The organism is Paenibacillus sp. J22P143 (assembly GCF_059692035.1).
The window spans coordinates 662,211-686,867 of the sequence record NZ_JCAUAQ010000001.1 but is presented as its reverse complement, the minus strand read 5'-3'; the positions used below and the strand labels follow the sequence as shown (position 1 = coordinate 686,867).

21 protein-coding genes are annotated in these 24,657 nt (G+C 43.9%); 20 read left to right on the top strand and 1 reads right to left on the bottom strand.

Annotated elements, in window-relative coordinates; all coding sequences use genetic code 11:
- Nucleotides 1–2 precede the first annotated feature (2 nt).
- Genes AC58PQ_RS03295 through AC58PQ_RS03285 form a run of 3 tightly spaced genes read left to right on the top strand, consistent with a single transcriptional unit; the run spans nt 3 to nt 2,898 of the window.
- Entirely contained in the window at nt 3–1,376 is a 1,374-nt protein-coding gene (locus AC58PQ_RS03295) for a hypothetical protein (protein ID WP_497240528.1), read from the top strand.
- The gene (locus AC58PQ_RS03290) at nt 1,373–2,110 is read left to right on the top strand and encodes an SDR family oxidoreductase (protein ID WP_497240527.1); all 738 of its coding nucleotides are present in this window, start codon (nt 1,373–1,375) and stop codon (nt 2,108–2,110) included. The genes AC58PQ_RS03295 and AC58PQ_RS03290 overlap by 4 nt, the downstream gene beginning before the upstream one ends.
- Nucleotides 2,107–2,898: an alpha/beta hydrolase gene (locus tag AC58PQ_RS03285; protein ID WP_497240526.1), complete on the top strand. Its 792-nt coding sequence runs from the start codon at nt 2,107–2,109 to the stop codon at nt 2,896–2,898. The genes AC58PQ_RS03290 and AC58PQ_RS03285 overlap by 4 nt, the downstream gene beginning before the upstream one ends.
- Nucleotides 2,899–2,922: 24 nt before the next feature.
- Here AC58PQ_RS03285 and AC58PQ_RS03280 read toward each other — a convergent pair whose 3' ends face one another.
- Nucleotides 2,923–3,819, bottom strand: coding sequence for a helix-turn-helix domain-containing protein (locus AC58PQ_RS03280; RefSeq protein ID WP_497240525.1), 897 nt, complete (start codon nt 3,817–3,819; stop codon nt 2,923–2,925).
- Between the two features lie 145 nt (nt 3,820–3,964).
- Between AC58PQ_RS03280 and AC58PQ_RS03275 the strand changes: the two genes are divergently transcribed.
- From AC58PQ_RS03275 to AC58PQ_RS03195, 17 genes are all read left to right on the top strand, one after another.
- Complete coding sequence (locus tag AC58PQ_RS03275) at nt 3,965–5,047, top strand: fatty acid desaturase (protein WP_497240524.1); 1,083 nt, start codon at nt 3,965–3,967, stop codon at nt 5,045–5,047.
- Between the two features lie 83 nt (nt 5,048–5,130).
- Nucleotides 5,131–6,027 carry a helix-turn-helix domain-containing protein gene (locus AC58PQ_RS03270; protein ID WP_497240523.1) on the top strand — a complete coding sequence of 299 codons (897 nt, stop codon included), beginning with the start codon at nt 5,131–5,133 and terminating at the stop codon, nt 6,025–6,027.
- 169 nt (nt 6,028–6,196) lie between these two features.
- Nucleotides 6,197–6,925 carry a putative endonuclease domain-containing protein gene (locus AC58PQ_RS03265; RefSeq protein WP_497240522.1) on the top strand — a complete coding sequence of 243 codons (729 nt, stop codon included), beginning with the start codon at nt 6,197–6,199 and terminating at the stop codon, nt 6,923–6,925.
- 400 nt (nt 6,926–7,325) lie between these two features.
- Nucleotides 7,326–8,429 (top strand): fatty acid desaturase family protein, encoded by a 1,104-nt coding sequence (locus AC58PQ_RS03260; protein ID WP_497240521.1) that lies wholly within the window; start codon nt 7,326–7,328, stop codon nt 8,427–8,429.
- Between the two features lie 41 nt (nt 8,430–8,470).
- A complete protein-coding gene (gene fdhA / locus AC58PQ_RS03255) occupies nt 8,471–9,685 on the top strand; it encodes a formaldehyde dehydrogenase, glutathione-independent (protein ID WP_497240520.1) in 1,215 nt (404 codons plus the stop codon).
- A gap of 24 nt (nt 9,686–9,709) precedes the next feature.
- A complete protein-coding gene (locus tag AC58PQ_RS03250) occupies nt 9,710–10,033 on the top strand; it encodes a MocE family 2Fe-2S type ferredoxin (protein ID WP_497240519.1) in 324 nt (107 codons plus the stop codon).
- Nucleotides 10,034–10,047: 14 nt separating this feature from the next.
- Nucleotides 10,048–11,298: an NAD(P)/FAD-dependent oxidoreductase gene (locus tag AC58PQ_RS03245; RefSeq protein WP_497240518.1), complete on the top strand. Its 1,251-nt coding sequence runs from the start codon at nt 10,048–10,050 to the stop codon at nt 11,296–11,298.
- A gap of 10 nt (nt 11,299–11,308) precedes the next feature.
- A complete protein-coding gene (locus AC58PQ_RS03240; RefSeq protein ID WP_497240517.1) occupies nt 11,309–12,205 on the top strand; it encodes a sugar phosphate isomerase/epimerase family protein in 897 nt (298 codons plus the stop codon).
- 132 nt (nt 12,206–12,337) lie between these two features.
- Nucleotides 12,338–14,119 carry a sensor histidine kinase gene (locus AC58PQ_RS03235; protein ID WP_497240516.1) on the top strand — a complete coding sequence of 594 codons (1,782 nt, stop codon included), beginning with the start codon at nt 12,338–12,340 and terminating at the stop codon, nt 14,117–14,119.
- Complete coding sequence (locus AC58PQ_RS03230; RefSeq protein WP_497240515.1) at nt 14,116–15,768, top strand: response regulator transcription factor; 1,653 nt, start codon at nt 14,116–14,118, stop codon at nt 15,766–15,768. The genes AC58PQ_RS03235 and AC58PQ_RS03230 overlap by 4 nt, the downstream gene beginning before the upstream one ends.
- Before the next feature lie 37 nt (nt 15,769–15,805).
- Nucleotides 15,806–17,410, top strand: a complete 1,605-nt coding sequence (locus tag AC58PQ_RS03225; protein ID WP_497240514.1) for a type 2 periplasmic-binding domain-containing protein — start codon at nt 15,806–15,808, stop codon at nt 17,408–17,410.
- A gap of 146 nt (nt 17,411–17,556) precedes the next feature.
- Nucleotides 17,557–18,522 carry an ABC transporter permease gene (locus AC58PQ_RS03220; protein ID WP_497240513.1) on the top strand — a complete coding sequence of 322 codons (966 nt, stop codon included), beginning with the start codon at nt 17,557–17,559 and terminating at the stop codon, nt 18,520–18,522.
- A gap of 24 nt (nt 18,523–18,546) precedes the next feature.
- Nucleotides 18,547–19,443, top strand: coding sequence for a carbohydrate ABC transporter permease (locus AC58PQ_RS03215; protein ID WP_497240512.1), 897 nt, complete (start codon nt 18,547–18,549; stop codon nt 19,441–19,443).
- Between the two features lie 60 nt (nt 19,444–19,503).
- On the top strand, nt 19,504–21,117 hold the full coding sequence (locus AC58PQ_RS03210; protein WP_497240511.1) for a type 2 periplasmic-binding domain-containing protein: 1,614 nt from the start codon (nt 19,504–19,506) through the stop codon (nt 21,115–21,117).
- Between the two features lie 78 nt (nt 21,118–21,195).
- Nucleotides 21,196–23,268, top strand: coding sequence for a right-handed parallel beta-helix repeat-containing protein (locus AC58PQ_RS03205; RefSeq protein WP_497240510.1), 2,073 nt, complete (start codon nt 21,196–21,198; stop codon nt 23,266–23,268).
- 258 nt (nt 23,269–23,526) lie between these two features.
- Nucleotides 23,527–23,835, top strand: a complete 309-nt coding sequence (locus AC58PQ_RS03200; RefSeq protein WP_497240509.1) for an L-rhamnose mutarotase — start codon at nt 23,527–23,529, stop codon at nt 23,833–23,835.
- A gap of 68 nt (nt 23,836–23,903) precedes the next feature.
- On the top strand, nt 23,904–24,650 hold the full coding sequence (locus AC58PQ_RS03195) for an SDR family NAD(P)-dependent oxidoreductase (protein WP_497240508.1): 747 nt from the start codon (nt 23,904–23,906) through the stop codon (nt 24,648–24,650).
- Nucleotides 24,651–24,657 lie beyond the last annotated feature (7 nt).

Below are 24,657 nucleotides of genomic sequence, written 5' to 3'. Positions count from 1 at the left end.
TAATGACAAGAGTAAATAATAACAACCTAAGCTTGATTCCGCTTGCAGGTGTTTGTAGTTATGAAGACGCTTGCAAAGTAGGCTACGACATTGATCATAATGTTAATTTATTAAGGAGATATTTGTATTCCGAATCGCAGTTCAATCAAATTTTTGCAGCACATATTACAAATGTTCCTGAATGGGAGGTAAAAGGGGCTTTCGGGTTGCATATGTGGCTGGATGCTGAACATAGTGCGGCACTGCGCAAAAGGGTAACTGAAATGAGGGAACCGCCTTTGCATCTTGATAAAGTGCCAGACGCTCAGATCGAGGCATTCTTCCATGAAATCATTCGTGCAGAGACAACTTTAGAGCTGCTAGTTGGAATTTACAGGGTGGCAAAGCCGGAGTTGGTGCGGTCAATGAAAAAGCATATAGCAGAGACGAATCCATTGGTCGACCATCCAACCTGCCGTGTGTTGCGGTTAATTTTAGTGGAAGAGGAAGAGATGCTTTCATGGGGGGAGGCTGCTGTTCAAGCGCTTATCCGTACGGAAGACGATCAGCATGCCGCAAAACAATGGCAAAAGCATCTGGAGACTTTCCTGTTCGCAGCAGGCGGCATTTCAGGTGACTTGGTTAAGCCTCAAGATTGGCAGCCTGTTACGCCACGAGCTAATGGCCAAGCTTATGACATGAATGTGGAACCTCGGCGCGATGCAAGATTCGTGGACTCCTTCAATTCAACGGCTAACTTCGATCACTACTATTTTGACGAAAATCGTCCTGCGGATGAAAGAACGTATGCACTCCTCTTTAAGCGCTTGCGCGAGATGGACGTACCTGAGTGGATGGGACCTATTATTTATAAAACGAAGGGTAAGCCTTGGGAGTATTATACGGACTTGAGTCGGCAACTATGGGACGAAGCTCGTCATTCTATGATGGGTGAAGTGGGATTATACCAGGATGGCGTTGAGTTTTACAAATATCCAGTCGAATATTTAACAACAATGGCTTTAAACACGACCGCTACTCCGCTGGAGGCGCATCTTGTTCTTTGGTACATCGAGCAAGGATTAATGCCGAAAGACATCGGCAAACATTTTGAATGGGTCATTGCCAAAGCATCGGATAATGAGCTTGCGAAAACATTTCAGGATTATGATTGGGCTGATGAGGTTTTGCATGCGCAAATCGGCAGAAAATGGTTGGTTCCAGAGTTCAAGGATATGGGTGAGCTCAAAGAGCAAGCAGAAAGTGTGATGAAACGGAACTTGGCAGAAAAGGTTAGATTGAGTGAGAGATCCGAACAGCAAGAATGGTGGCCTGAATTTCTTGCTGAAATTCGTGCTGGTAAAGAAAGAATTCGCGGGGGTGTAAACGTATCATGAATTTAAAGGATAAAGTTTGTGTGGTCACGGGAGCAGCTAGAGGGATTGGCTTGTCTTTAGCCAAACAGCTTCATGCGGCTGGCGCTAAAGTCATGCTTAGCGATGCTGATGAGAAGGCGTTGCAAGAAGCGGTGAGTAGTCTTTCTTCTGATCGTGTCAGTGCGTGGAGAACCGATGTCCGCTCAGAGTCGGATATAGCTGCATTGGCAGAGAATGCAGAATCTCAGCTTGGACCAATCGCAGTCTGGATCAATAATGCAGGCGTTGCAAGGCATAAACTGATTACAGAATATACCGAAGAAGATATTGACTGGATGATGGATGTCAACTATAAAGGGACTGTCCTAGGGTGTAAGCACGCACTTCGTAGCATGAAAGAGCAGCGTGCAGGCCACATTATCAATATCATTTCCACGGCTGGATTAACGGGTGTGCCTACAGAGTCTGTTTATTGCGGAACTAAATTTGCTGTCAGAGGCTTTACGCAGGCGCTTCAAGAGGAAGCAGCGCAATTCGATATTCGCGTTTCGGGCATTTACCCGGGGGGCGTAAATACGACTTTCTGGGACATAGCGCGCGAACAGAAATCACCGGTAGAAAAATATTTAACACCTGACGATGTTGCAAAAGCCATTGTCTCTGTAATTGAAATGGATGATAATTGCGTCACACATGAGATCGTGCTTCGCTCGATGAAGGATGCCAATTTTAACTTGCAGGAACTCAATAAATGAGGATGCATCTGTATTCTGAAAACTTTCAATCTACAGCTTTAAACGCCCGTCGCGTGTATCGACTCTTGCTTCCAGAACCGCGTCCAGTCAGTAAACTGCCTTTATTGATTTTACTGCATGGCGTCCACGGTTCCGAAATCGATTGGACGGAGCAAGGCCATGTCCATCAAACCATGCAGGCTTTGATGGAGGAAAATCAGATTGGTCCTATGGCTATTCTTATGCCATCCGATGGATTGACCGCTATAGGTACCGGTTATTTGAACTGGGACACAGGAAGGCCTCATCAATATGAAGATTATTTGTTAGCGGACTTGATCCCGCATATTGAGAAGAAATGGAACGTAGGCGGTTCCAAGGAAACGCGAGCGATCAGCGGTTTATCCATGGGGGGCTATGCGGCGATTAGGTTGGCATTCGACTATCCTGAACGGTTTGCCTCTTCCTCCAGCTTAAGTGGTTTTTTCGATGTGAGGGAGCTCTCAGAACTGATCGGTTCAGAAGAGTATGCTTCGATTTTTCAAAAGAACGAGAAACGAATGGCGGAGGTATCGCCCTTGACGATGCCGATCCCTCCCTCCAGCGACTTGCCCAAGATTTACTTCGATTGCGGAGCCCACGATCGATATTTGGATATGAATCGTCAACTGCATGTACGGTTGGAGGAGCTTGCCGTTCAACATACTTATGCCGAGCAACCAGGCGCTCATACTTGGGATTATTGGCGCGAACATATGAAGAGTCATCTCATTTTTCACTCACATGCTATGCAGGAGTCCTCATTTTGAGGACTTTTTTCTATTAGGCAGGTATTAGAGACCTGTTTTTCGCCACTCGCTGGGAGAACTACCGATATGTTTCCGAAATACAGTCGTGAAGTGTTGGCTGGTCTTAAAGCCCAGTTCAAAGGCAATTTCCGTGATGGACGCGTTCGTTTGCAAAAGGGAGCAAGCACGCTCCATTCGGATGCGTTCCATATATGCGGCAGGAGACTGACCGAATATTTCGTGAAACACTTTATAGTAATGAGACTCGCTCATCTGAGATGCACGGGCTAGCTCCGCAACGGAATAACGATCATTTGGCGTTTGCGTCATTTGTTGGATTGAACGGACTACCGCATCCTTGACTGTAGGCTCGATCGTTTTGGATGGAGCTGGCTGTAGAAGTCCCATGATGATGTCTAGTACCTGATGTCGGGCAAAAAATGCTTTATCAGGGCTCTCTGTTTCTAATGTCGCCTTCAAGCGAACGAATTGATCATGCACACGATGACCAGCACGAAATACACGTGGAAGCTGTCGCAAGCGGGAGATGACGAACTCGCGATCAGAGCCGTCCAAGTGGAACCAGTTCGGGTTGTCCTCTGGATCCTGTACAATTATCCACCAAATCCGACTAGGCTCCAAATGATTAAAACGAGCTTTATGAAGCTCTCCTGGACGGGTGTAAAACCATTGCCCAGCGCTCATTGGATAAGGAATGCCGTCGATCTCCCAAGTCGCGCTGCCACTTTGCAAATAGACGAATTCATATCCGTGATGATGTGCGTGCAGTGGAATGGGAAACGCTTCCGCATACTTTTGGTATCCAACGACGATCAATTCATTAACGAGTCTGCTGTTTGTTGCGATTTCTATTTCCATTAACATTTCATAATGCGAAGGATAAACCCAGCGCATCGAAACAGATGAGTTCAGATTAGTCATTCCTATGTCCTCCTCCGATTTGTGCAGATTACTCCTATGTGTCTGATCCTATTTAATAAGTTCCGGGAAGTCAAGTTTCAACCCATCTGGTACGATTAGTATATTCAGAGCTGAAGCAAAAGATAGGCTGAAGAGGAGAGATCATATGGGTGGCAAGTTACAACGGGACTATAGTATTCTAGGGCCAGAACGGCAAAAAGCGATCGAGAAAGGGCTTGTTTCAGGGGAATGGTATCAGTGTCAGATTCCCCGAAAACGCATGAAGGAGCTCATGACCCGCAAGAACGGTCCGGCGATTCGGGACACCTTGCTCTGGATCGCCTTGACGGTCGTCTTGGGCTATGTGGCCTATCTGTCATGGGGATCGTGGTGGGCAATACCCGCTTTTTTCGTATACGGAACCGTTTATACGGTACCTGCCGTATCCAAATGGCATGAATCCAGCCATGGCACGATGTTTCGAACGGCGTGGATAAACGAAGCCTTGTATCAGTTCACCTCGTTTCTGATCTTAATTCAAGCGACGAATTTTCGCTGGACGCATACCCGCCACCACACGGATACGATCATCGTGGGCAGCGATCCGGAAATTATGGAACCTCGTCCTCCGAAAATGCAACGTGTGATTCGGTATATTTTACGGGAATCATTTATTTACAGTACTTGGCCCTACCTGTTCAAGCATGCAATCGGACGACTCAGTGCCGAGGAGAAAGAATTGGTCCCGACCAGTGAACAACGGAAATTGTTCTTGGAAGCACGTGTTTTTATTTTTGTTTATGGTGTTATTATCGCTCTGTGCTTTTATTTAGGGAGCATTTTACCGCTCATGTTCGTTGGGCTGCCCTCATTTTATGGCGCTCTTGTGAACGGCTTGCTGGTATCAACGCAGCATGTGGGTCTATACGAAGACACGCTCGATCACCGGCTGTGCGCTAGGACGTTCTATTCAAACCGTATTTTTCGGTTTCTGTACACGAATATGAATTATCACGTAGAGCACCATATGTTTCCGATGGTTCCCTATTATAATTTGCCTGCTTTGCACGAGGAGATCAAGCATGACTGTCCAGCTGCTGCCCCGAGCTTCACGGCCGCTGTCCGCGAGGCGTGGGTCGCGATCTGGAAAGCGCGGAAGGACCATTCCTATGTCGTTCCACGGTACCGTGAATTTGCTGAACAAAAGGCGAAGGACCAAATGCTTCCATACGTATCCAATTCCATTTGATAAGCAAAGATGTCGATTCCACATGGTATACTAGGTATACTGAGAGTTGAATAAATGACATCCGTAATTCGGAAGGGATCACCATGGCAGCCAAATCAGATTACAAAAAAATGAGCCGTCTTTTAAATGAAACTGCAGTGGATTTACACGGTGCAGAGTTAAGCTTTAAGGTGCAATATTGGGGGGCTATGCCTGAACACTTCGATAACCCTGAACATCGGCATTCCTTTTTTGAGGTCTGTTATATCTTGTCAGGCGAAGGGAGCTACTTGGAGTCAGGGGAAGAATATCCGCTCAATCAAGGAACATTAGTATGTTCACGGCCTGGCAAATGGCATCAAATTAAAAGCGAGGGTGGAATCGAGCTCTATTTTGTTGCCTTCGAAATCGATGGCTCTCGGTCATCGGAAGAGAAGATAAACCAATATTCACAAATCATGAATCGGAATAAAATCGTTGTTCGGGAAGCTGACGATACGGTGACCGCACAAACTTGGCGCATGTTGTCTGCGTTGAGCAAGCAAGATCGTACCATGATGAAAGAGATAATTCGTAGCTTGGCCTATGCTTTGCTTGTTTCTTTTTGCAGTGAATTTGCTGAGGTGGCCGAAAGTGACGACCTCCCAGAGCGCCAACAGATTTCTTCCTTTTATCTACAGCAGGCGAAGCTTTTCATCGAGGATAACCTAACTTCTTCTTTGAGTCTTCATCAGTTAGCTAGCTATCTCAATATAACAGAGCGCCATTTGTCGCGATTGTTTGCTAGGAAGGTAGGACAAACCTTTTCGCATTATGTGCAAGAGAGAAGAGTTCGGAAGTCCATGGACCTTCTTCTAGAGACGGATTGGACGATTAGCCGGATTGCTCAGGAGACGGGGTTTGAAACGGTTCACTATTATACAAGAGTTTTTACCCGTAAAATAGGCGTTCCGCCAGGTCAGTTTCGTAAATCTCAATTGTCAGAGAGCCCTTTTAGTTAGTACTATATCCGAATCTAAAGCTCAACTACCAAATTTTCATCTTCAATTATTACCATATACTGGATTTAATGTTGTGGTATAATCAAAGCAGGTCGTGAAGTACGCGCCGCCTGTTACCCGTTCATAGAACTGGACAGGCGGCTATTTTATTTCCTGGAGGCAGATGAAAATGAAGATGATAAGGGAGCTATTGATATCGGACGATTCATTCGGTGCTGCTTACGCAAGATTTATGGAAGAGCAAATAAATGGAAGCTCAGGAGAAAGGAAACGGAGGCTACTTAGCGATAAACGGTACGCGGAAACTCTGTTCCTCAAGGAAGTCTGGTGGCCAGCCTTCAAAAGCTTTCGACGATTGTTCGCCGAATATGAGATCCGAGATTTTAAGGATAGCTGGCGATACTTGGATTTTGCTTTCATCGTCAACGGCGTGCGTATATGCATTGAGATCGACCCGTTCGGGACCCATTTTCGCAACATTGATCGTAATCGATACGACGACAATCTACATCGTCATAATGATCTCGTCTTGGACGACTGGAAAATTTTCAGATTTTCGTTGGATGATATTAAGAACAATCCACGTAAATGTCAACAAACACTCATGCAGGCAGTAGCGAAGTGGGGGTTGGAAGATACATCTAATCTGCGCCAGTTACTTCCCATAGAATATGCTGTTTGGAAATGGGTTGAAAACAATGAAGGTATGGTTACTCCAAGTTCAGTAGCTAGGGCGCTTCGAATCAATCGAGAAACTTCCGCCAAATATCTTAAATCGCTTGTTTTAAAAGGATTAATACTACCTGCATCCAAAGATGGTAAGAAGATTATGCGATATCAAGCAAAATCTTCAATATCAAGTTGCGAGAATCGAGCCTCACAACGTCTGTCGAACTAGAGGCTTTTCTGTGAAGCTGGATATTCCAACGTCAGAGTGTCAATTGAAGTAGCTGAGCCGCTCTGAAGCTGGATATTCCAGCGTCAGAGTGTCAATTGAAGTAGCTGAGCCGCTCTGAAGCTGGATATTCCAGCGTCAGAGTGTCAGTTCGAGTAGCTGAGCCGCTCTGAAGCTGGATATTCCAGCGTTAGAGTGTCAGTTGAAGTAGCTGAGCCGCTATGAAGCTGGATATTCCAGCTTCACAACATCAGTTCGACTAGCGGCCCCGCTCTGACGTTGGATTTTTGCGGGAAAATGAATGTCCGTATAGTGCAAATGAATGTCCGCTTATTTCAAAGACACGGAGTCCCTATAGGTTTATCATTAAGTAAGCGCTAACATGATAACAAGGAGGCAGCCAGTGTCTAATCAAACTAATAAACGGGATTATTCCCTCACAGGACCGGAGAACAAACGAGCTCAGGAAAGAGGATTAGCAACAGCAGAATGGTATATGAGCCCGATCCCTCGAAAACGGCTTAAGGAGCTCATGAAGCGTAAGGATGGTCCCGCAATCCGGGACACGATCATCATGTTCGCTTGGCTAATAGGAACCGGAATTCTTGCCTATTATTCCTGGGGCACTTGGTGGGCAATACCAGCTTTTGCCTTATATGGGATCAGCTACGCATCAACTGCCGATTCCAGATGGCATGAATGCGGTCATGGGACAGCTTTCAAAACACCATGGATGAATGATGTCCTCTATCAGATTGCTTCTTTCATGGATATGAGACCACCGACCCCATGGCGTTGGAGTCACGCTCGTCATCACACAGACACTTATATCGTCGGTCGTGATCCGGAAATTGCCATGACGAGACCACCCGTTTGGCGGATTCTTTTTGGAGAAATCATTCATATTTATGGCGGCTCAAGAGATCTCAAAAGTATCATCACACACTGCTTTGGGCAGCTGTCTGCCTCGGAAAAAGACTATGTACCTGAGAATGAATTTAAAAAAGCAGTTTGGATCTCACGTCTATGGATGCTAATCTTCGCCGGCCTCATCGTCTGGTGCGTTCTAATCGGGAGCATTTTACCGCTTATGTTTGTGGGCCTTCCGACCTTCTATGGCCCGATTCTGCTTATTATTATCGGTATTACCCAGCATTTGGGCCTGCATGAAGATGTGTTGGATCATCGTTTAAATACGCGTACGATTTATTTGAATCCTTTCTTTAGATTCCTTTACTGGAACATGAATTATCACATAGAGCACCACATGTTTCCGATGGTTCCTTATCATGCCTTACCTGAATTGCACAAAGAATTGATGTTTGATTACCCTGCACCAAGTCCTAGTCTCTGGGCGGCATTTAAAGAGGTTATTACAGCCCTGATTAGACAAAAGAAAAATCCGCAATATGTGGTTGATCGTCCTCTGCCGAGTACAGCAACACCCTATTATTATGGCATACAGGCAGAAACGGCTGCGACATCGCAAGCGAGCAAAGCGCATTAAACAATCAATGATTAATTAAACCCTGAGAGGAAGATGAGAACATGGCAGGAAACAGAGCAGTTGTCTACAGTCAACCAGGTAGTGTTGAGGTACGTAATACGGATTATCCAGAGTTGGTACTAAGAGATGGTCCTGGAGTCAATCCATTAAACGTAGGACGAAAATGCGAACATGGTGTCATCCTAAAAGTCGTAACTACTAATATTTGCGGCAGCGATCAGCATATGGTTAGAGGTCGTACAACTGCGCCGTCAGGTTTAATCTTGGGTCATGAAATCACGGGTGAAGTCATTGAAGTAGGACGCGATGTTGAATTTATTAAAAAGGGAGATTTGGTCTCCGTTCCTTTCAATATTGCGTGTGGCCGTTGCCGCAGCTGTAAAGAACGAAATACGAATGTATGCTTGAACGTCAATCCCGATCGTCCTGGTTCCGCCTACGGTTATGTCGATATGGGTGGATGGGTCGGCGGACAATCGGAATACGTCATGGTTCCTTATGCGGACTTCCAATTGCTGAAATTCCCAGATAAAGATAAAGCTATGGAAAAAATTCTTGATTTAACGATGCTTTCTGATATTTTCCCTACGGGCTATCATGGTGCAGTTAGTGCAGGCGTTCGACCAGGTTCAACCGTATACGTTGCAGGTGCTGGTCCAGTTGGACTTGCTGCGGCTCACTCCGCTCAGCTGCTTGGTGCAGCGGTAGTTATTGTAGGTGACTTAAATGCAGAGCGACTAGCGCAAGCGAAAAGCTTCGGTTGCGAAACGGTCAATCTGCGTGAGAATTCGGATTTGGCTGGACAAATTGATCAAATTCTAGGCTCGCCGGAAGTCGATTCAGCAATTGATTGTGTGGGCTTCGAGGCACATGGTCACGGTAAGGCCCATGGCGAAGCGCCAGCAACGGTGCTGAATTCGATCATGGAAGTTACGCGCGCAGGAGGCAGCTTAGGTATTCCTGGCCTTTATGTAACTGGCGATCCTGGTGCTGTGGATGAGGATTCCAAAATTGGTACTCTGAAGATTCGTTTCGGACTTGGATGGGCGAAATCCCATACCTTCGTAACGGGGCAAACGCCTGTCATGAAATACAACAGAGAGCTAATGATGGCTATTATGAGCGGGAGAGCACAAATTGCTAAAGCGGTGAATGCCACGCTCATCTCGTTAGATGCTGCTCCGCAGGCTTACCAAGATTTTGATCGCGGTGCTTCTAGGAAATTCGTTATTGATCCACATGGACTTGTTAAATAAATCTTATTTTACTCGGAGGCATGTATGCATAATGTAGAGGGTTGGGTTGAAGCTTGTGAAGTCGATGATATTGATGAAGAAGATGTCATTCGATTTGATTATGAAGACCGTACGTTTGCGATTTATCGCTCAGACAAAAGCAAATATTATGCGACGGATGGGTATTGTACCCATGAGAAGTTTCATCTAGCTGAAGGGTTGGTTATGGGCAGCACCATTGAATGTCCCAAGCATAATGGCCGGTTTGACTATACAACGGGTGAAGCGAAGCGTACACCCGTATGTGTCAGTCTAAAAACCTATTCTGTAAAGATTGAAGAAGACAAGGTCTTCATTAAGATCGACTGAGGAGCGAATAGAGGATGGCTGAATTAGGAATGGTTATTGTTGGTGCAGGGGAAGCCGGTGCGCGTGCAGCGGTTGAACTCCGAACAGAGGGTTGGCGTGGACCAATCACGTTAATTGGTAAAGAAAAACTGGCACCATATGAACGACCGCCGCTTTCCAAAAGCTCCTTAATCGATGAAGTCGAGCCTTCACCCATGACGATCCTTGACGAAGTCAGGCAATCTGAATTCAACATTCAGTTAATCACGGATAGCTCGGTCATGAAGATTGATCGGGAGCAGCATGTGACAGAACTTAGCAATGGGCAGCAAGTCAGATATGAGAGGCTCTTGCTTGCAACGGGAGCCTATCCACGTCGATTGAACTTGGAAGGGTCCGACACGACAGACTTGTTATATCTTCGTACTTTCGCTGACGCGCTTGCATTGCGTTCGCGATTTCTACCTGGAAAGCACATCGCTGTAATCGGAGCGGGCTTTATTGGCCTTGAAGTAGCGGCAAGCGCAAGAGAAAAAGGCTGCTCGGTTACCGTTATTGAAGTAGGTCCGCGAATTCTGATGCGAGGCGTTCCTGAAGAAATTGCGAGAATCGTAGAGGCGCGTCATCGACAAGCAGGTGTCGGGTTTAAGCTTGGTGTTGGGATTGGGAGTATCGCAAAAACGTCTAATGGTCATACGATTTCGCTTGTTGATGGAACCGTCATTCCATGCGATACGATTGTCGTTGGCATTGGTGCTATCCCTGAAACGTCGTTAGCTGCTCAAAGTGGACTTACCATCGACAATGGCATATGGACAAATGAGGAACTCAGAACGAGCGATGCGGATATTTTTGCGGCAGGTGACTGCTGCTCCTTCCCGCATCAGCTCTATGGAGGCAAGCGTATCCGTCTGGAAGCTTGGCGCAATGCACAAGACCAAGGAACGCATGCGGCGCACAACATGCTAGGCGCTACTAAGCCTTATCTGGAAATTCCGTGGTTCTGGTCTGATCAATATGATCAAACCTTGCAAGTTACCGGCTTGCCAGAAAGCGCTGTGAAGACTGTCGTTCGAGATCTGAGCGAGACGGACAAACTTTTTTTCCACCTATCGGGTGAGAATCAATTGGTTGCGGCCAGCGGCGTAGGCTTAAACGCCAAAATTGCCAAAGATATTCGTCTCTCGGAAATGCTCATTCAGAAACAAGCGATACTCGATCCGAAAGACTTAGAAAATCCGGATGTTAAAGTAAAGGCGCTATTGAACGCTATATCAGCATGTTAAGGAGAAAAGCATGAGCCATTGGAATCGTATTAATGATGGATCCTTACTTCCACCTAGACTAGATGTACAGCAAGCAATGTGGGCTATGATAGGGTTAGGAGAGAACGGAAAAGAATGGTCGTTGGAACAGAAATTTGAGAAAATCGCGGAAGCGGGATTTAAAGGTGTCAGTTATTTGCTGCCTTCTCATGAAGATATGGATGAGTGGCACCGTTTACTTGACCGCTATAAGCTGAGCTTCAGTGCCATTGCTTTTCCTGCTAAACCACAAGATTTGATTGATGTCATTCAGCATGCTAAGCAATTTGGCAGAGTGCAATATATCAATTCCCAGGTGATGGACTCCTTTGTCATAGATAAAGAAGCGATTCACTTGCTTGATGGATTGTTAAACGTGTCCGAGCAATCCCAAATCCCACACTTTATTGAGACGCACCGAGGGACAGTCACGCAAGATTTGATTCGCACGGCTGGCTATGTAGATGCGCTGCCTGAGCTTCGTTTGATGATCGACTTATCGCATTATGTTGTTGCCGGAGAAATTCTGGGAACGAGCGAGAACGTAGAGTCCTATTTCGATAAGATTCTGACGCGTTCCGCTGGCATTCATGGTCGAATTTCAAGTGGAGAACAGGTACAGGTAGATGTAGGCGTAGACGGCGATCACCCGATGGTGGAGCATTTTAAGCGCTGGTGGCGTAAAGGGATGGTACATTGGCTTAAGCAAGCACAGCCGGGGGATTTGTTTCCGTTCTGTTCAGAGCTTGGACCGCCAAACTATTACGCAATCACTCGCCGAGATGAGCAAGGGAAAGTGCATGAAGTGTCTGATCGCTGGCAGCAAGCATTGCTCTTTAAGAGAATTATTGAAGAGCAGTGGAGGAAAGCGCAAGAGGAATTCAAATAATGATGCCGGCTCGTGCCTTAATGGTACGGGCTTTTCATATGTTTTCCAATTGTATAAAACAATAGACAACTTCTAGATTTTGAGACTACAATGGTTGAAAAGGACGCCCATAAACATATAGGGAGACATCGTATGAAAACGTTTCAATCTAAGTTGTTGTTATTATTTATCATAATGACGCTGTTGCCGGTGATCGCATTGGGGTCCTATTCCTATCTGGTGTCTGTGAATGCTGCTCAGGAGAACGCAGGCCAAGGCATGCAAGCTGCTCTGGAGCAAATGGGCAAAAATTTGGATTTCCAGATGCAGATGTACAAAAAATCAATGGATTTTATGGTGACATCGAAAGAAATTCGAACGATTTTGTTTCAGAACAGTTTCGACAAGTCGAAAGTGGAAACGATGGATGCGTATTTGAACATGGACAATATTATGGGATCGGTATTTTATAAGAGTGAACCGATTGGACCGATCGCATTTTATAAAAATAATCAGTTGGTATATGCGTATAATACATCCGAAAACGATGTTCTTAAGGAACTAGGAAAGAGTGAAATGTATCAAGATGACATGGAACACGAAGGTAGCATTCAGTTGCACAAAATACAAATTATTAAGAGTGAAACCGGTAATACAAATGATTATTATGTATTTGGAAGGCGGTTATACGACTATAATTACCAAGGAAAAGAAGCCACTAATGCAGGTGTTTATCTTTTTGTGGAAGAAAAGAATTTTTCCGATATATTTCGGAGAGTAAATAAAAGCGGTGCTGGGACGATTATGATCGCCAACGGCAGCGGTAAAATACTTTCACATATAGATAAACAAAGAATTGGCGGTCATTTATCCGATGAAGGAATTACGAACGTTCCTTCTGATGAATTAACGGGCAGCTTTACTTCATCGATCAATGGTCAGAAAATGATCATTGGTTACTACAAGCTTCCCCAATGGGATTTACAAGTCGTGCAAATCGTGCCGGAGGCTTTCTTCACGGACAACATTGGATGGATTGCGAAATCTACGATACTGTTTAGTTCCCTCTTATTAATCATCTTGCTACTTGTCTCCTGGATGTTGGCGAGACGGTTCTCTAAGCCTGTTCGAACCTTGGTTGGCGCCATGAAAATGATGCAATCGGGTAATTTCGATGTTCGCATTGAGAAGCAATTCGATAATGAATTTAATATATTGTCCCAGTCGTTTAACTTTATGGCCATCCGATTAAAGGAAACGGTTAACAAACTTTTGGAGGAAGAGAAGCGACGCGGGGAAATTGAATTACAAATGCTCCAATATCAAATCAATCCTCACTTCGTTAATAATACGATTGGCTCAGTAAGGATGTATGCGCTTGCCGAAGGGGCAGACAAACTAGCAGAAGTCCTGCTAGTTCTGGGGCGATTGTTCCAAAGAACGCTAGGCAGCTCATCTCGGCTAGTTCGGATCCGTACGGAAATTTTAAACTTAGAAGATTTTATTAGAATCGGACGCATGCAATACTTGACACATTTGAATGTTAATTATGAAATTGAAGAAGCATATATGGACTATTATATTCCGAATTTGTTACTTCAGCCATTAGTTGAAAATGCGATTTTTCATGGTTTCAGTAAGAGTATCGATAAACCGACTTTAACCATTTCAATTCAATTAGAGGAAGAAGATTTAATTCTATCCCTACGAGATAACGGTGTTGGGATGACACAAGAGAAAATTGAAGAAATTATGAATGGCGGCGGAGACATCAGTCGCCGTCTGAACAGAATCGGGATCAAGAATGTAGATCAAAGGCTCAAATTGTATTATGGCGAGTCATATGGCGTTCATTTAGATAGCAGTGTAGGAATCGGCACTATGGCCGTCATACGACTTCCGGCACGCAGGGAGAAAGAGGTGGAACCTTCATGAAAAAAGTCATTATCGCGGACGATAATCTTATGGTCGTGGAATCGCTAGATCGCTTAATCAAATGGGAGCAACTTGGCTTTAAGGTCGTCGCCAAAGCATCTAATGGAGCAGAAGCATTGGAAGCTATCAAAGAAATTGGCGTTGATATCTTGATTACCGATATCAAGATGCCTGTCATGGATGGTTTGGCATTAATTCGCGATACTCGAATGCTTGGCATTGACCATAAAGCCATCGTTCTTAGCTCCTATAACGAATTTCAGTTGGTTCGAGAAGCCATGCGCCTGGGTGCCTCAGAATACATTCTTAAAACGGAACTCGATCCCGCTTTTCTTACGGAACTGCTTAGTGCACTAGCCGATCAGCTTGATCAAGAACGGGAAATTACAAGAAGAGTAAAGACGTGGGATGCGAAGTTGGATTCTACGATTCCACAGCATGAGGAATCCAATTATGAGCTTTATTTAAACCGTAGGCATATTAAAGACCAGATGTTTAGGGAGCTTTGTCTAGGATATTTGTCAGAGGAGCAGTTTCTTATGCGCAAAAAGGAATATTTAAATATCCGTTACCTTTCAGGGCGTCATGAGGTACTCTTTGTATCTGTCGATTACTATCAAAAGCTGCTCGACTTGCGTTGGAAAGGCGATGAACATTTATTGTCCTTCGCGATCTTCAATTTAATGGGGGAAATTATTGATACGGTCGAAGGGGCTGATCTGTTCTATAATGGTTCAGGAGAATTCGTGATTATCAGGAGTTTCTCTGATCAAGAACGAGAATCGACAGAGTCATGTACCGATATATTCGATAGGTGCTCACAAGCGTTGGAGCAATATCTTCGCATTCAAATATCCGGAGGAGTAAATACGGAGCAGGTGTCAATCAAGGGGATTTCAACCTTGTATTTAGAAGCGATGAAGGCATGTCAATACCGTTTTATACTTGGAAAAGGGATATTAATAACGGATCAAGACATCCTACGTTTGGGTAGCGCGACAATCTCCTTAAAAAACAGCAACGAACGGGTTGATCTGCTGCGCAATGCGTTGTCAGCCTTTCACCCGCAATTAATAGAACGAACTATAAGCTCCTTGTATGTAAAGCAAGAGGAAATCGGGCCTAGCAACTTTAATGAGGTTCTTCGGTTGTATGAGAAGTACTCGTTTGTTCTCATGGATTATATCGAGCAAAATGGACTTAAAGCCGTTTGTGGCCCTCAAATTGATATCCTTAATGAAGTTATTTATGACCGTGAAGCTGTACCGGAATTGAATCGTCGGTTGAATGAGATTATCATGCAAATAGCGCGAAATATGGAAACGGGAAACAGCCATGTTCGACAATTAATGAAGTATGTACAGAATAAATTCAAGGAAGAAATCACCTTGCAATCCGCTGCTGAACAATTAGGTGTGAGCAGCCCTTATTTAGGAAGATTGGTCCAACAGGAACTTAACATTAGTTTCAATGACTACTTGAATAACTTTCGTATTGAGCGTGCCAAGGAGTTACTTACAGAGGGAAAACTTAAAGTGTATGAAGTAGCTGAGCAGGTAGGATACGCAAGCACAGAGTATTTTAGCCGTATGTTTAAGAAGTTCGCTGGTTTGAATCCAAAGGATTTTGTATTGGGTAAATATTCGTAAGGAAGTAGATAAACTTGGAAACTGGAGGAGCATTAGGATGGTAACTACAAGCAAGATCGCAGCAGCTCTTTCAACACTGCTTATCACAATGGCGTTGACTGGATGTGACACATCATCTTCATCACCTAAAATCCCAGTAGAAACTACGAAATCTATTGTGCCCAAAAGATATGACATTAAAATATTCTCAACGCGTATTCAACCGAATCCAGACTCCGTTGTCATGGAACAAGTACAGGATAAGCTTGGGCAGAATTTGATTGTATCGGCAGCACCTGATGTAAACTACTCCGATAAGTTGAACTTATTTTATGCCTCCAACGATCTCCCGGATGTATTTAGTGTCTATTGGAACGATGACATCATGAAGAATGCAACAGCTAAATTTACGGAGGAAGACTTTAAAACTTACATGCCGCAGTCCTATGCGATAGCCTTAAAGCAATATAAAGATTATGGTGAGACCAAAGAATCCATCTTTAATCGTTTCACAGTAGATGGTAAATTAGCCGGTGTATTTATAGGGCAAACCGTCACTACTTACCCCTATGGTCTTGTGATTCGAAAAGATTTGCTTGATGAATTTGGTTTAAAAACACCACAAACCTTGAGCGATTGGGAAGTCTTTCTTAACGTCTACAAGCAGAAATATCCGAACAAGTATCCAATCAGTGCTAGTGGTAGAAATCTTATCATACAGTCGTTTTACCCCGTTCTTGCTTCCTATGGTATAATATACAATAATTGGCAATTGAAAAATGGAAAACTGGTGTACCCCCCGTTTATGCCAGAGATGCGAGATGCCTTGGCAACGCTGAACAAGTGGTACAAAGCTGGCTATATTAATCCGGAATGGATCACGATGGATAATAACGCACTTATCAATGAGTGGGTAAATGGGAATACCGTTTATTATCAATATGCTTATTTGGGTACTAAAATACAGCCACCATTCGATCCTGGCTCGATCTTTGAACAGCAGCTTGCCAAAAATCCTCAAGCCAAATTGGATTGGATTCCGTTCCCGAAAACGAAGGATAACATCAAACCAGCCTTGGATACGCACGAAGGTGTTCTATTCGCACCGCTTGCATTCGGCAAACATTTGGAGAAAGATCCAGATAAACTGCACGCCGCCATGAGCGCAATAGATCATATTCTGAATGATAAAGACTTGGTTATGCTGCTCAGCTATGGTATCCAAGGTAAAACGTATGATCTCGTGGATGGCTTGCCAGTTGTGAAGAAAGAATTTAATAACAATGACGCAAAAACGAAAGAAGGGTTCGGTTGGAGCGTACCAGGCGGCGTTAACTGGGATATTCAACAATCACTAAGCCAGCCGTACTTTCTCAATAATTTAATAAAATATGCGGAAGATGCAAGTGGACTTTATTCAAAGGAGAACAATGAGTGGGCTTTCAGCCGTGTTAACGGTCCGCTGCTTTCATTGTCTGGTGAGAATCTTGACTCGAAAGGGAAAGCCAAGTTTGAAGCATATAACCGAATGTTTGCAGAGGTGGTTATCGGAACCAAAACGCTTCGCGATTTCGATAAATTCATTGAGCAGTATAAGAAAGAAGTAGGCAATGAGATGACGGAAGCGGCAAATCGTCTCTACCTGAAACAATGGTTGAAATAAAATAGAAGAAAAAACCAGGAAATGAGGCGCTCATTTTCTGGTTTTTTTGTTTCACTCATAATTAGTACAGTATTTGTGCAGTTTCTTCATTCACATTGATTCGTTCAAATTATACAATTTAACTATAGAAATCAGGAGGTCAGCCTATGAATCAAGCTGTGATAACAGGAATAAAAGAACAAACACGAAGCCAACCGAAAAGTAAAGTTAAACAAACACTAAGAACAATAATGAAACAAAAATATTTGTTTCTTCTCATGCTGCCCGGATTGGTATACTTTATCATTTTCAAGTATAGCCCCATGTACGGAATTTTACTCGCCTTTAAGGATTTTAATCCGATAGATGGGATCACAGGCAGCCCTTGGGTAGGATTTAAACATTTTAAACCGATCTTTGACCAACCGAGTATAACGCAGGTCATCTACAATACGCTGCGGATCAGCGCATTAAAAATTGTGATCGGATTTCCTTTTCCTATTATATTTGCACTTATGCTCAACGAGGTTATGTCGAACGGGATGAAACGATTTGTTCAAACGATATCCTATCTGCCGCATTTCTTGTCTTGGGTAGTCGTTTCCGGAATTGTATTCCAGTTGTTTTCTCCTAGTTACGGTCTCTATGGTTATATTTACCACTTGTTTGGATGGAAGACAGAAGTATTGCTTACACAGCCGGGTCCATTTATAGCCATTTTGATCGGTTCGGATATTTGGAAAGAAGTTGGTTTCTCAAGTGTTATTTTCTTGGCAGCCATTGTAGGGATTAACGCCGAGTTGTACGAAGTTGCCAAAATCGATGGCGCAGGCCGCTTCAAACAATTATTATACATTACGCTTCCGAGTCTTCTGCCTATCATAAGCATCATGTTCATATTACGACTAGGAAGTGTGTTGGATGCCGGATTTGATCAAGTCTTGAGTTTATATAATCCGCTTGTTTTCGGAGTGTCTGATATCATCGATACCTATGTGTACCGGATCGGTCTTGAAGGGTTCCAGTTTAGCTTCGCAACCGCTGTTGGGCTTTGCAAAGGGGTAGTTGCTCTGATACTGATTGTTTCCACGAACTGGATCGTGCGAAAATTTACGGATCATTCGATCTGGTGATGCGAAAGAAAGAAGGGGAAAGGCATGAAATCTAAACATACGTTAGCGGAAAAGTCGTTTAATATTATTAATATTTCTTTGTTGTTGTTCTTGTGTCTCACCATCGTTTATCCGTTCTGGCAGCAAGTTGTGATCTCGTTTAGTAAGCCAGATGAAGCGAGAATTATCGGGTTGCATCTTTTTACAACCCATCCAACTTTTGATTCTTACAAGCGAATTTTTCTCGATGGAACCATATTAAAGGCGTATTATTGGACGATATACCGGACGGTATTAGGTACATTCTTGACGGTCGTTGTAAGCGCGATGCTTGCTTATCCGCTGTCCAAGCCGCAATTATGGGGACGTAAGTTTTGGATGTGGATTGTCGTGTTTACGATGTTTTTTGGCGGAGGTCTCATACCGACTTATCTTCTAATTCGCAACCTCCATTTATTTAATACGATTTGGGCCTTGGTATTGCCTGGGTTAGTCACCGCGTGGAACATCATCATTCTGCGAAATTTCTTCTACTCCATACCAGAAGAATTGGAAGAGAGCGCTCGAATAGACGGAGCCAATGATTTGTTGATCTTCTTCCGGATCGTCGTCCCGTTATCCGCACCCGTCATTGCGACAGTTACGCTTTGGACGATGGTTGCTCATTGGAATGCCTGGTTCGATGCGATCATGTATACGACTGGCGGAAACATCAGAATTTTGCAAGTGGTACTTCGAGAAGTGCTGATTAATGCCAATGATATGTTAGGTGCACAAAATCTAACAAACATGACTGAGTTGCAAATGCAGGGGCAGCAGTATTCGCCTGAATCCGTTAAATCTGCGATTCTCATGGCTGTCATCATTCCGATCGTATGCGTTTATCCATTCTTGCAAAAATATTTCGTTAAAGGCATTATGGTTGGTGCTGTAAAAGGATAATGGTATATCGGTGTAAACCTTTATATATATAATTTTTCACAAAAACAGGAGGGTTCTTAAATGGCTAAAAAAACAGTAGTTGCTGCATCACTTTCTTCTTTACTTCTTGCATCTGCATTGACAGGGTGTGCCAAAGACAACTCGACTAGCTCACCGGCAGCTTCAGCTGCAGCAACAGCTGCAGCTACACCGGCAGTAGCAAAAAAGTACGATATTAAAATGTTTATGGGTCGTTTCACGCCGAACCCTGATTCAGAAAATATTAAAGCGATTGTCGCAAAGTTGGGTCAAAACCTGACCATTACAGGAGCGCCTGATGCAGACTTCCCTCAGAAGATGAATCTGCTTTATGCTGCTAATGAAATACCGGATATCTTTGCAAGTTGGGATCCAGAAATGTTGAAGAATGCATCCGCTAAATACACGGAAGACGATCTTAAGAAATACATGCCTAATTTGTATGCGCTTGCACTGAAACAATATCAGGCAGCTGGTTTGACAAAAGAACAAGTCTTTAGTCGCTTTACGGTAGATGGCAAAATCGCGGGCTTCTTTGCTGGCCAACAATCATCTACATATCCTTACGGGCTTGTGATCCGCAAAGATATCCTTGATGAACTGGGTTTAAAAACACCGGTGACCGTGGATGACTGGGAAGCCTTCTTTAAAGCCTTCAAGCAAAAGTATCCAAACAAGTATCCGGTAACTGCCAGAGGCAAAGATGCGATGCAACAAACATTGTACTTCTTACTTGCGGCATACGGTGTGAATTTCGATTCTTGGCAAATTAAGAACGGCAAGATGGAATATTCCTTCTTTATGCCCGAAATGCGTGAAGCAATGGCAACAGCAAACAAGTGGTATAAAGCAGGCTATATCAATCCGGAATTTGTAACAATGGACAACGCTGCGCTCAATAATGAATGGATTAATGGGAATACGGTTATCTATCAATATGCAGCCTTAAACAACAAAATTGCAGCGCCGTTCGATCCAGGCTCCATTTGGGAACAAGCGACAACTAAAAACCCACAGGCTAAAATGGAATGGGTTGCTTTCCCGAAATCCAAGCCTGATACGAAGCCGGCTCTTGGAACCTATGAACTTATTTTGGCTCAACCTTTGATCTTCGGTAAGCAATTAGAGAAAGATCCGGATAAATTGCACGCTGCTATGGGCGTTGTAGACAAGCTCAGAACAGACAACGAACTTCAAATGATGGTAGCCCGCGGAATTGCAGGAAAAACGTATGATATGGTTGATGGTGTACCTACGATCAAGAAGGAACTGAATAATGCTGATGCTTTCTTAAAAGAAGGTTTCAACATGCTTATGCCAGCTGGAGAGAATTGGGACTTTACAAAGACATTGTTCCCTAAGATTTACGGCGACAATATCAAGAAATACGCCGAAGATGCGTCGGGACTCTATTCGAAAGCGAACAACGTTTGGAATTTCACTAAAGTCAATGGTCCTCTGAAAACGCCTTCAGGCGAAGATTTGACTCCTAAAGTGAATACGAAGATTGCAGAGTTCAAACAAATGTTTGCAGCAGTAATAACTGGTGCTAAATCGTTAGAAGACTACGACAAATATGTTGAACAAGCTAAGAAAGAACTCGGAAATGACATGACGGAAGCGGCAAATCGTTTGTATTTGAAACAATGGCAATAATATAACAGCTTGATGTATGGGGGACCGTCAGTCACGGTCTCCTTTACTTTTATTAAATGCCAGAAAGGACTAACTTACATGAAACACTATTTTGTTGCACCTGACGGAAATGATTTGAACGATGGCATGATCGATGCGCCGTTTGCCACATTAGAGAGGGCAAGAGATGCTATTAGGGTTATGAAACAGAGTACGGGTTTGCCTTCCGGAGGGATTTCTATTCATTTGCGGGAAGGCGTTTACCGTTTAGCTAATTCGTTTCATTTGAACGAGCAGGATTCCGGAACAGAAAACTCACCCATTGTATACAAGGCATATCAAGATGAAACTGTCTGTTTGATGGGTGGACTCGATCTGACTGAGTCGGCCTTTGAGCCGGTTGTAGACGAAGCTGTCCGAAATAGAATTCCGCAAGAAGCAAGGTCAAAAGTCCTTCAATATGATTTGAAAAAGCAGGGAATCACCGAATACGGTGACATCAGGCACTCAGGATTCGGTTTCTCTAGTGTGGAATCGATGCCTGAATTGTTTTTTAACGGAAATGCCATGACGTTGGCCCGATGGCCCAACGAAGGATATGTGAAGACAGGGGAAATTAAAGATACGGGAACAATTCCCAGAAATTATGCATTGGACGTTCCTACGACTAGTCAGGATTATGTTCCACCTGAACAACGGGATAACCCCTACCAGGGCCTTATTTTCGGTTATCAAGAAGAACGCCCGAATCGATGGGGGAATGTCAGGGATGTATGGCTGTTTGGATATTGGTACCATGACTGGGCGGATGGCTTTCTCCAGGTCGAATCTATTGATACCGAGGCAAAATGTATGAAGACTCTGCAACCAAGTTGGTATGGGGTAAGAAGCGGTCAGCGGTATTATGCCTTTAATATACTGGAGGAACTGGATGTACCCGGAGAGTGGTATTTGGACAGGGAGCTTGGGGTCTTATATTTCTATCCGCCGTCTCCCATGGAAAAAAGCACCATTCAGCTTTCTATTATGAAGGAACCGTTTATATTCATGAATAACGCTTCATTTGTAACTGTTCAAGGGTTGGTGTTGGAAGTGAGTCGGGGTGACGGAATCAAGATTCTGGGAGGATCCTGCAATCGTATTTTGAATTGTGTGATTAGAAAACTTGGGCAAAAAGGAGTAGTTATTGGCAACTTCAATAGTGAAGATCCTATTATTGGCGGGACTGGGCATCAAATTGTAGGCTGCGAGATTTATGATACGGGTTCAGGTGGAATTACACTGAGTGGCGGGGACAGGAGGAACCTTACACCAGGAGGTCATATTGCTGAAAATAACCATATATTTCGTTATTCCCGAATCAAAAAAACGTATTCAGAAGCGATTCAGATGTATGGGGTCGGCAATAAGGCTAGCCATAACCGAATTCATGAGGCCCCCCATGCAGCCATTATGTATTGGGGCAATGACCATATCATCGAATATAATGAGATTTTCAATGTTGTTCTCGAAACAGATGATGCTGGTGCCATCTATGCCGGACGAGACTGGACGTACCGTGGGAATGTCATACGGTATAATTTTATTCACCATGTCAGCGGAATTGAGGGCAGTATAGGCGCCTTCGGTGTTTATATGGACGATGCAGTAAGCAGCACGGAAATATATGGGAATGTTTTCTATAAAGTTTGGCAAGCTTTTCATATGGGGGGTGGAAGAGACCATCTCATCGCCAACAACTTAATTCTAGAAGGAAACGAATCGGTCAGCTTCGATGATAGAGCTCTGCTCGATTGGTTCAAAGCACATATGCATCCTGAACAGGGAACTATGTTTGTTAAACTGAGGGAAGTACCTTACCAAAGTGAGGTATGGAAGCAAAAGTATCCGCGATTGTTTAATATTTTGAATGATGACCCTGGGGTACCCAAAGGGAATTCTATCGTTCAGAATATTATTTACAAGACCAAGCCCATGAAACTGGCCGATTTGATGATTAAGCACGGAAAGGTCGAAGATAACTTGCAGCTTAATGATGATGTTGATTTGGGGTTTGAAGATGGTTCCCAGTTGAACTTTGCTTTGCGGCAAGATTCGATCGTATTTCAACTCATCCCTGATTTCAAACCCATACCATTTGAAAAAATTGGATTACTCAAAGAATCTCAATGATGGTTACATTTATTCGCTAACGGGATCACATGTGGCTGCAGGTTGTAAACTGCAGCCATGTTTAATTTGTGCAGTTTATGATTAGTTTCTTCATTTACGCGCAAACAGGTAGATTGCTACAATCGTACCAAGTAGGAAGGATGTAACAATAGTTCGGCACAATTGTGTAAGAATGGCGTTCAACTAGCCTCTAAAACGTTAACAAATGCCGTCTTTTCGATATTGGATTTTCAATAATTAGTAATGGGGGTTATTAAGTTGATTTCAAAGCGGAGAACAGAGATTAAAATTGCCAAACTGCATCCGGATCAGATCGAACGATATGAACAACTGCATCGAGATATGCCAGCGGAAATGGATCAGCGACTAAGGGAGCGGTTTACCTTGATCCGATTATTTCGAGTAGGTACAGATTTGGTTATGATACAGGATATCGATCCTGATTTGGAGAAGCAGGATCGAAAGTACGACGAGGCTATTATAAGTGAATGGAACAAGCGGGTAGGAAGCTGCTTCGTAGAGGATTGGCGAGATGTAACCGAAATCTATACGCTAACAGCTGAATGAAGAACCAGTTTTATTGGTGAAATAGATTGTCACCAGCTATGTCGGTAGTGAAAAATAGGAGGATCTATATGTCAGACAAAGTAGCTTTAGTAACCGGAGGCGCATCGGGCATTGGAAGAGCCATCTCCATACGATTAGCCGAGGATGGATATACCGTCGTCATCGCAGACCGAAATTCTTCGCTAATCGATGAAGTTGTCGAGTTGATAACTAGAAACGCCGGACGCGCTTACAAGCAGCAGATTGATGTATCGAATGAGGAGGCGCTGGGCCAACTATTTCAGAATTGGAAAGCCAATTACGGTAGATTGGATGTTCTGGTAAACAATGCCGCCATGAGCAAGCCTAAATCGTTAGTTGACACCGATCCTGAATTATGGGATGCCATTATGGATGTAAATCTAAAAGGGGTTTACTTATTATGCCGACTTGCCCATCCTCTGTTGAAGGTCACTTGTGGCAATGTGATAAATATTTCATCCATTCAAGCTCTGAATCTTGCAGAAGGGAATGCAGCTTACGGCATATCCAAAGTGGGACTCAATTACCTAACGCGAGTACTTGCCAAAGAATGGCTAAAGGATAGGATCCGTGTAAATGCGGTTCTTCCAGCTGGTGTAGACACACCTTTGTTCCGCGAAGTAGCGGGTGTGAATACCGAAGAAGCGCTGCGCAAACTCGAAACTAGCATCGAAGAGGGAAGAATTCAAACATCCGAGCAAATTGCAGGGGTTGTTTCATTGCTTCTTAGACCTGAAGCGTCAATTATTACGGGCACGTGTCTAGTAGCAGATGGCGGAAGCCAATTAAGATAATGGGGGA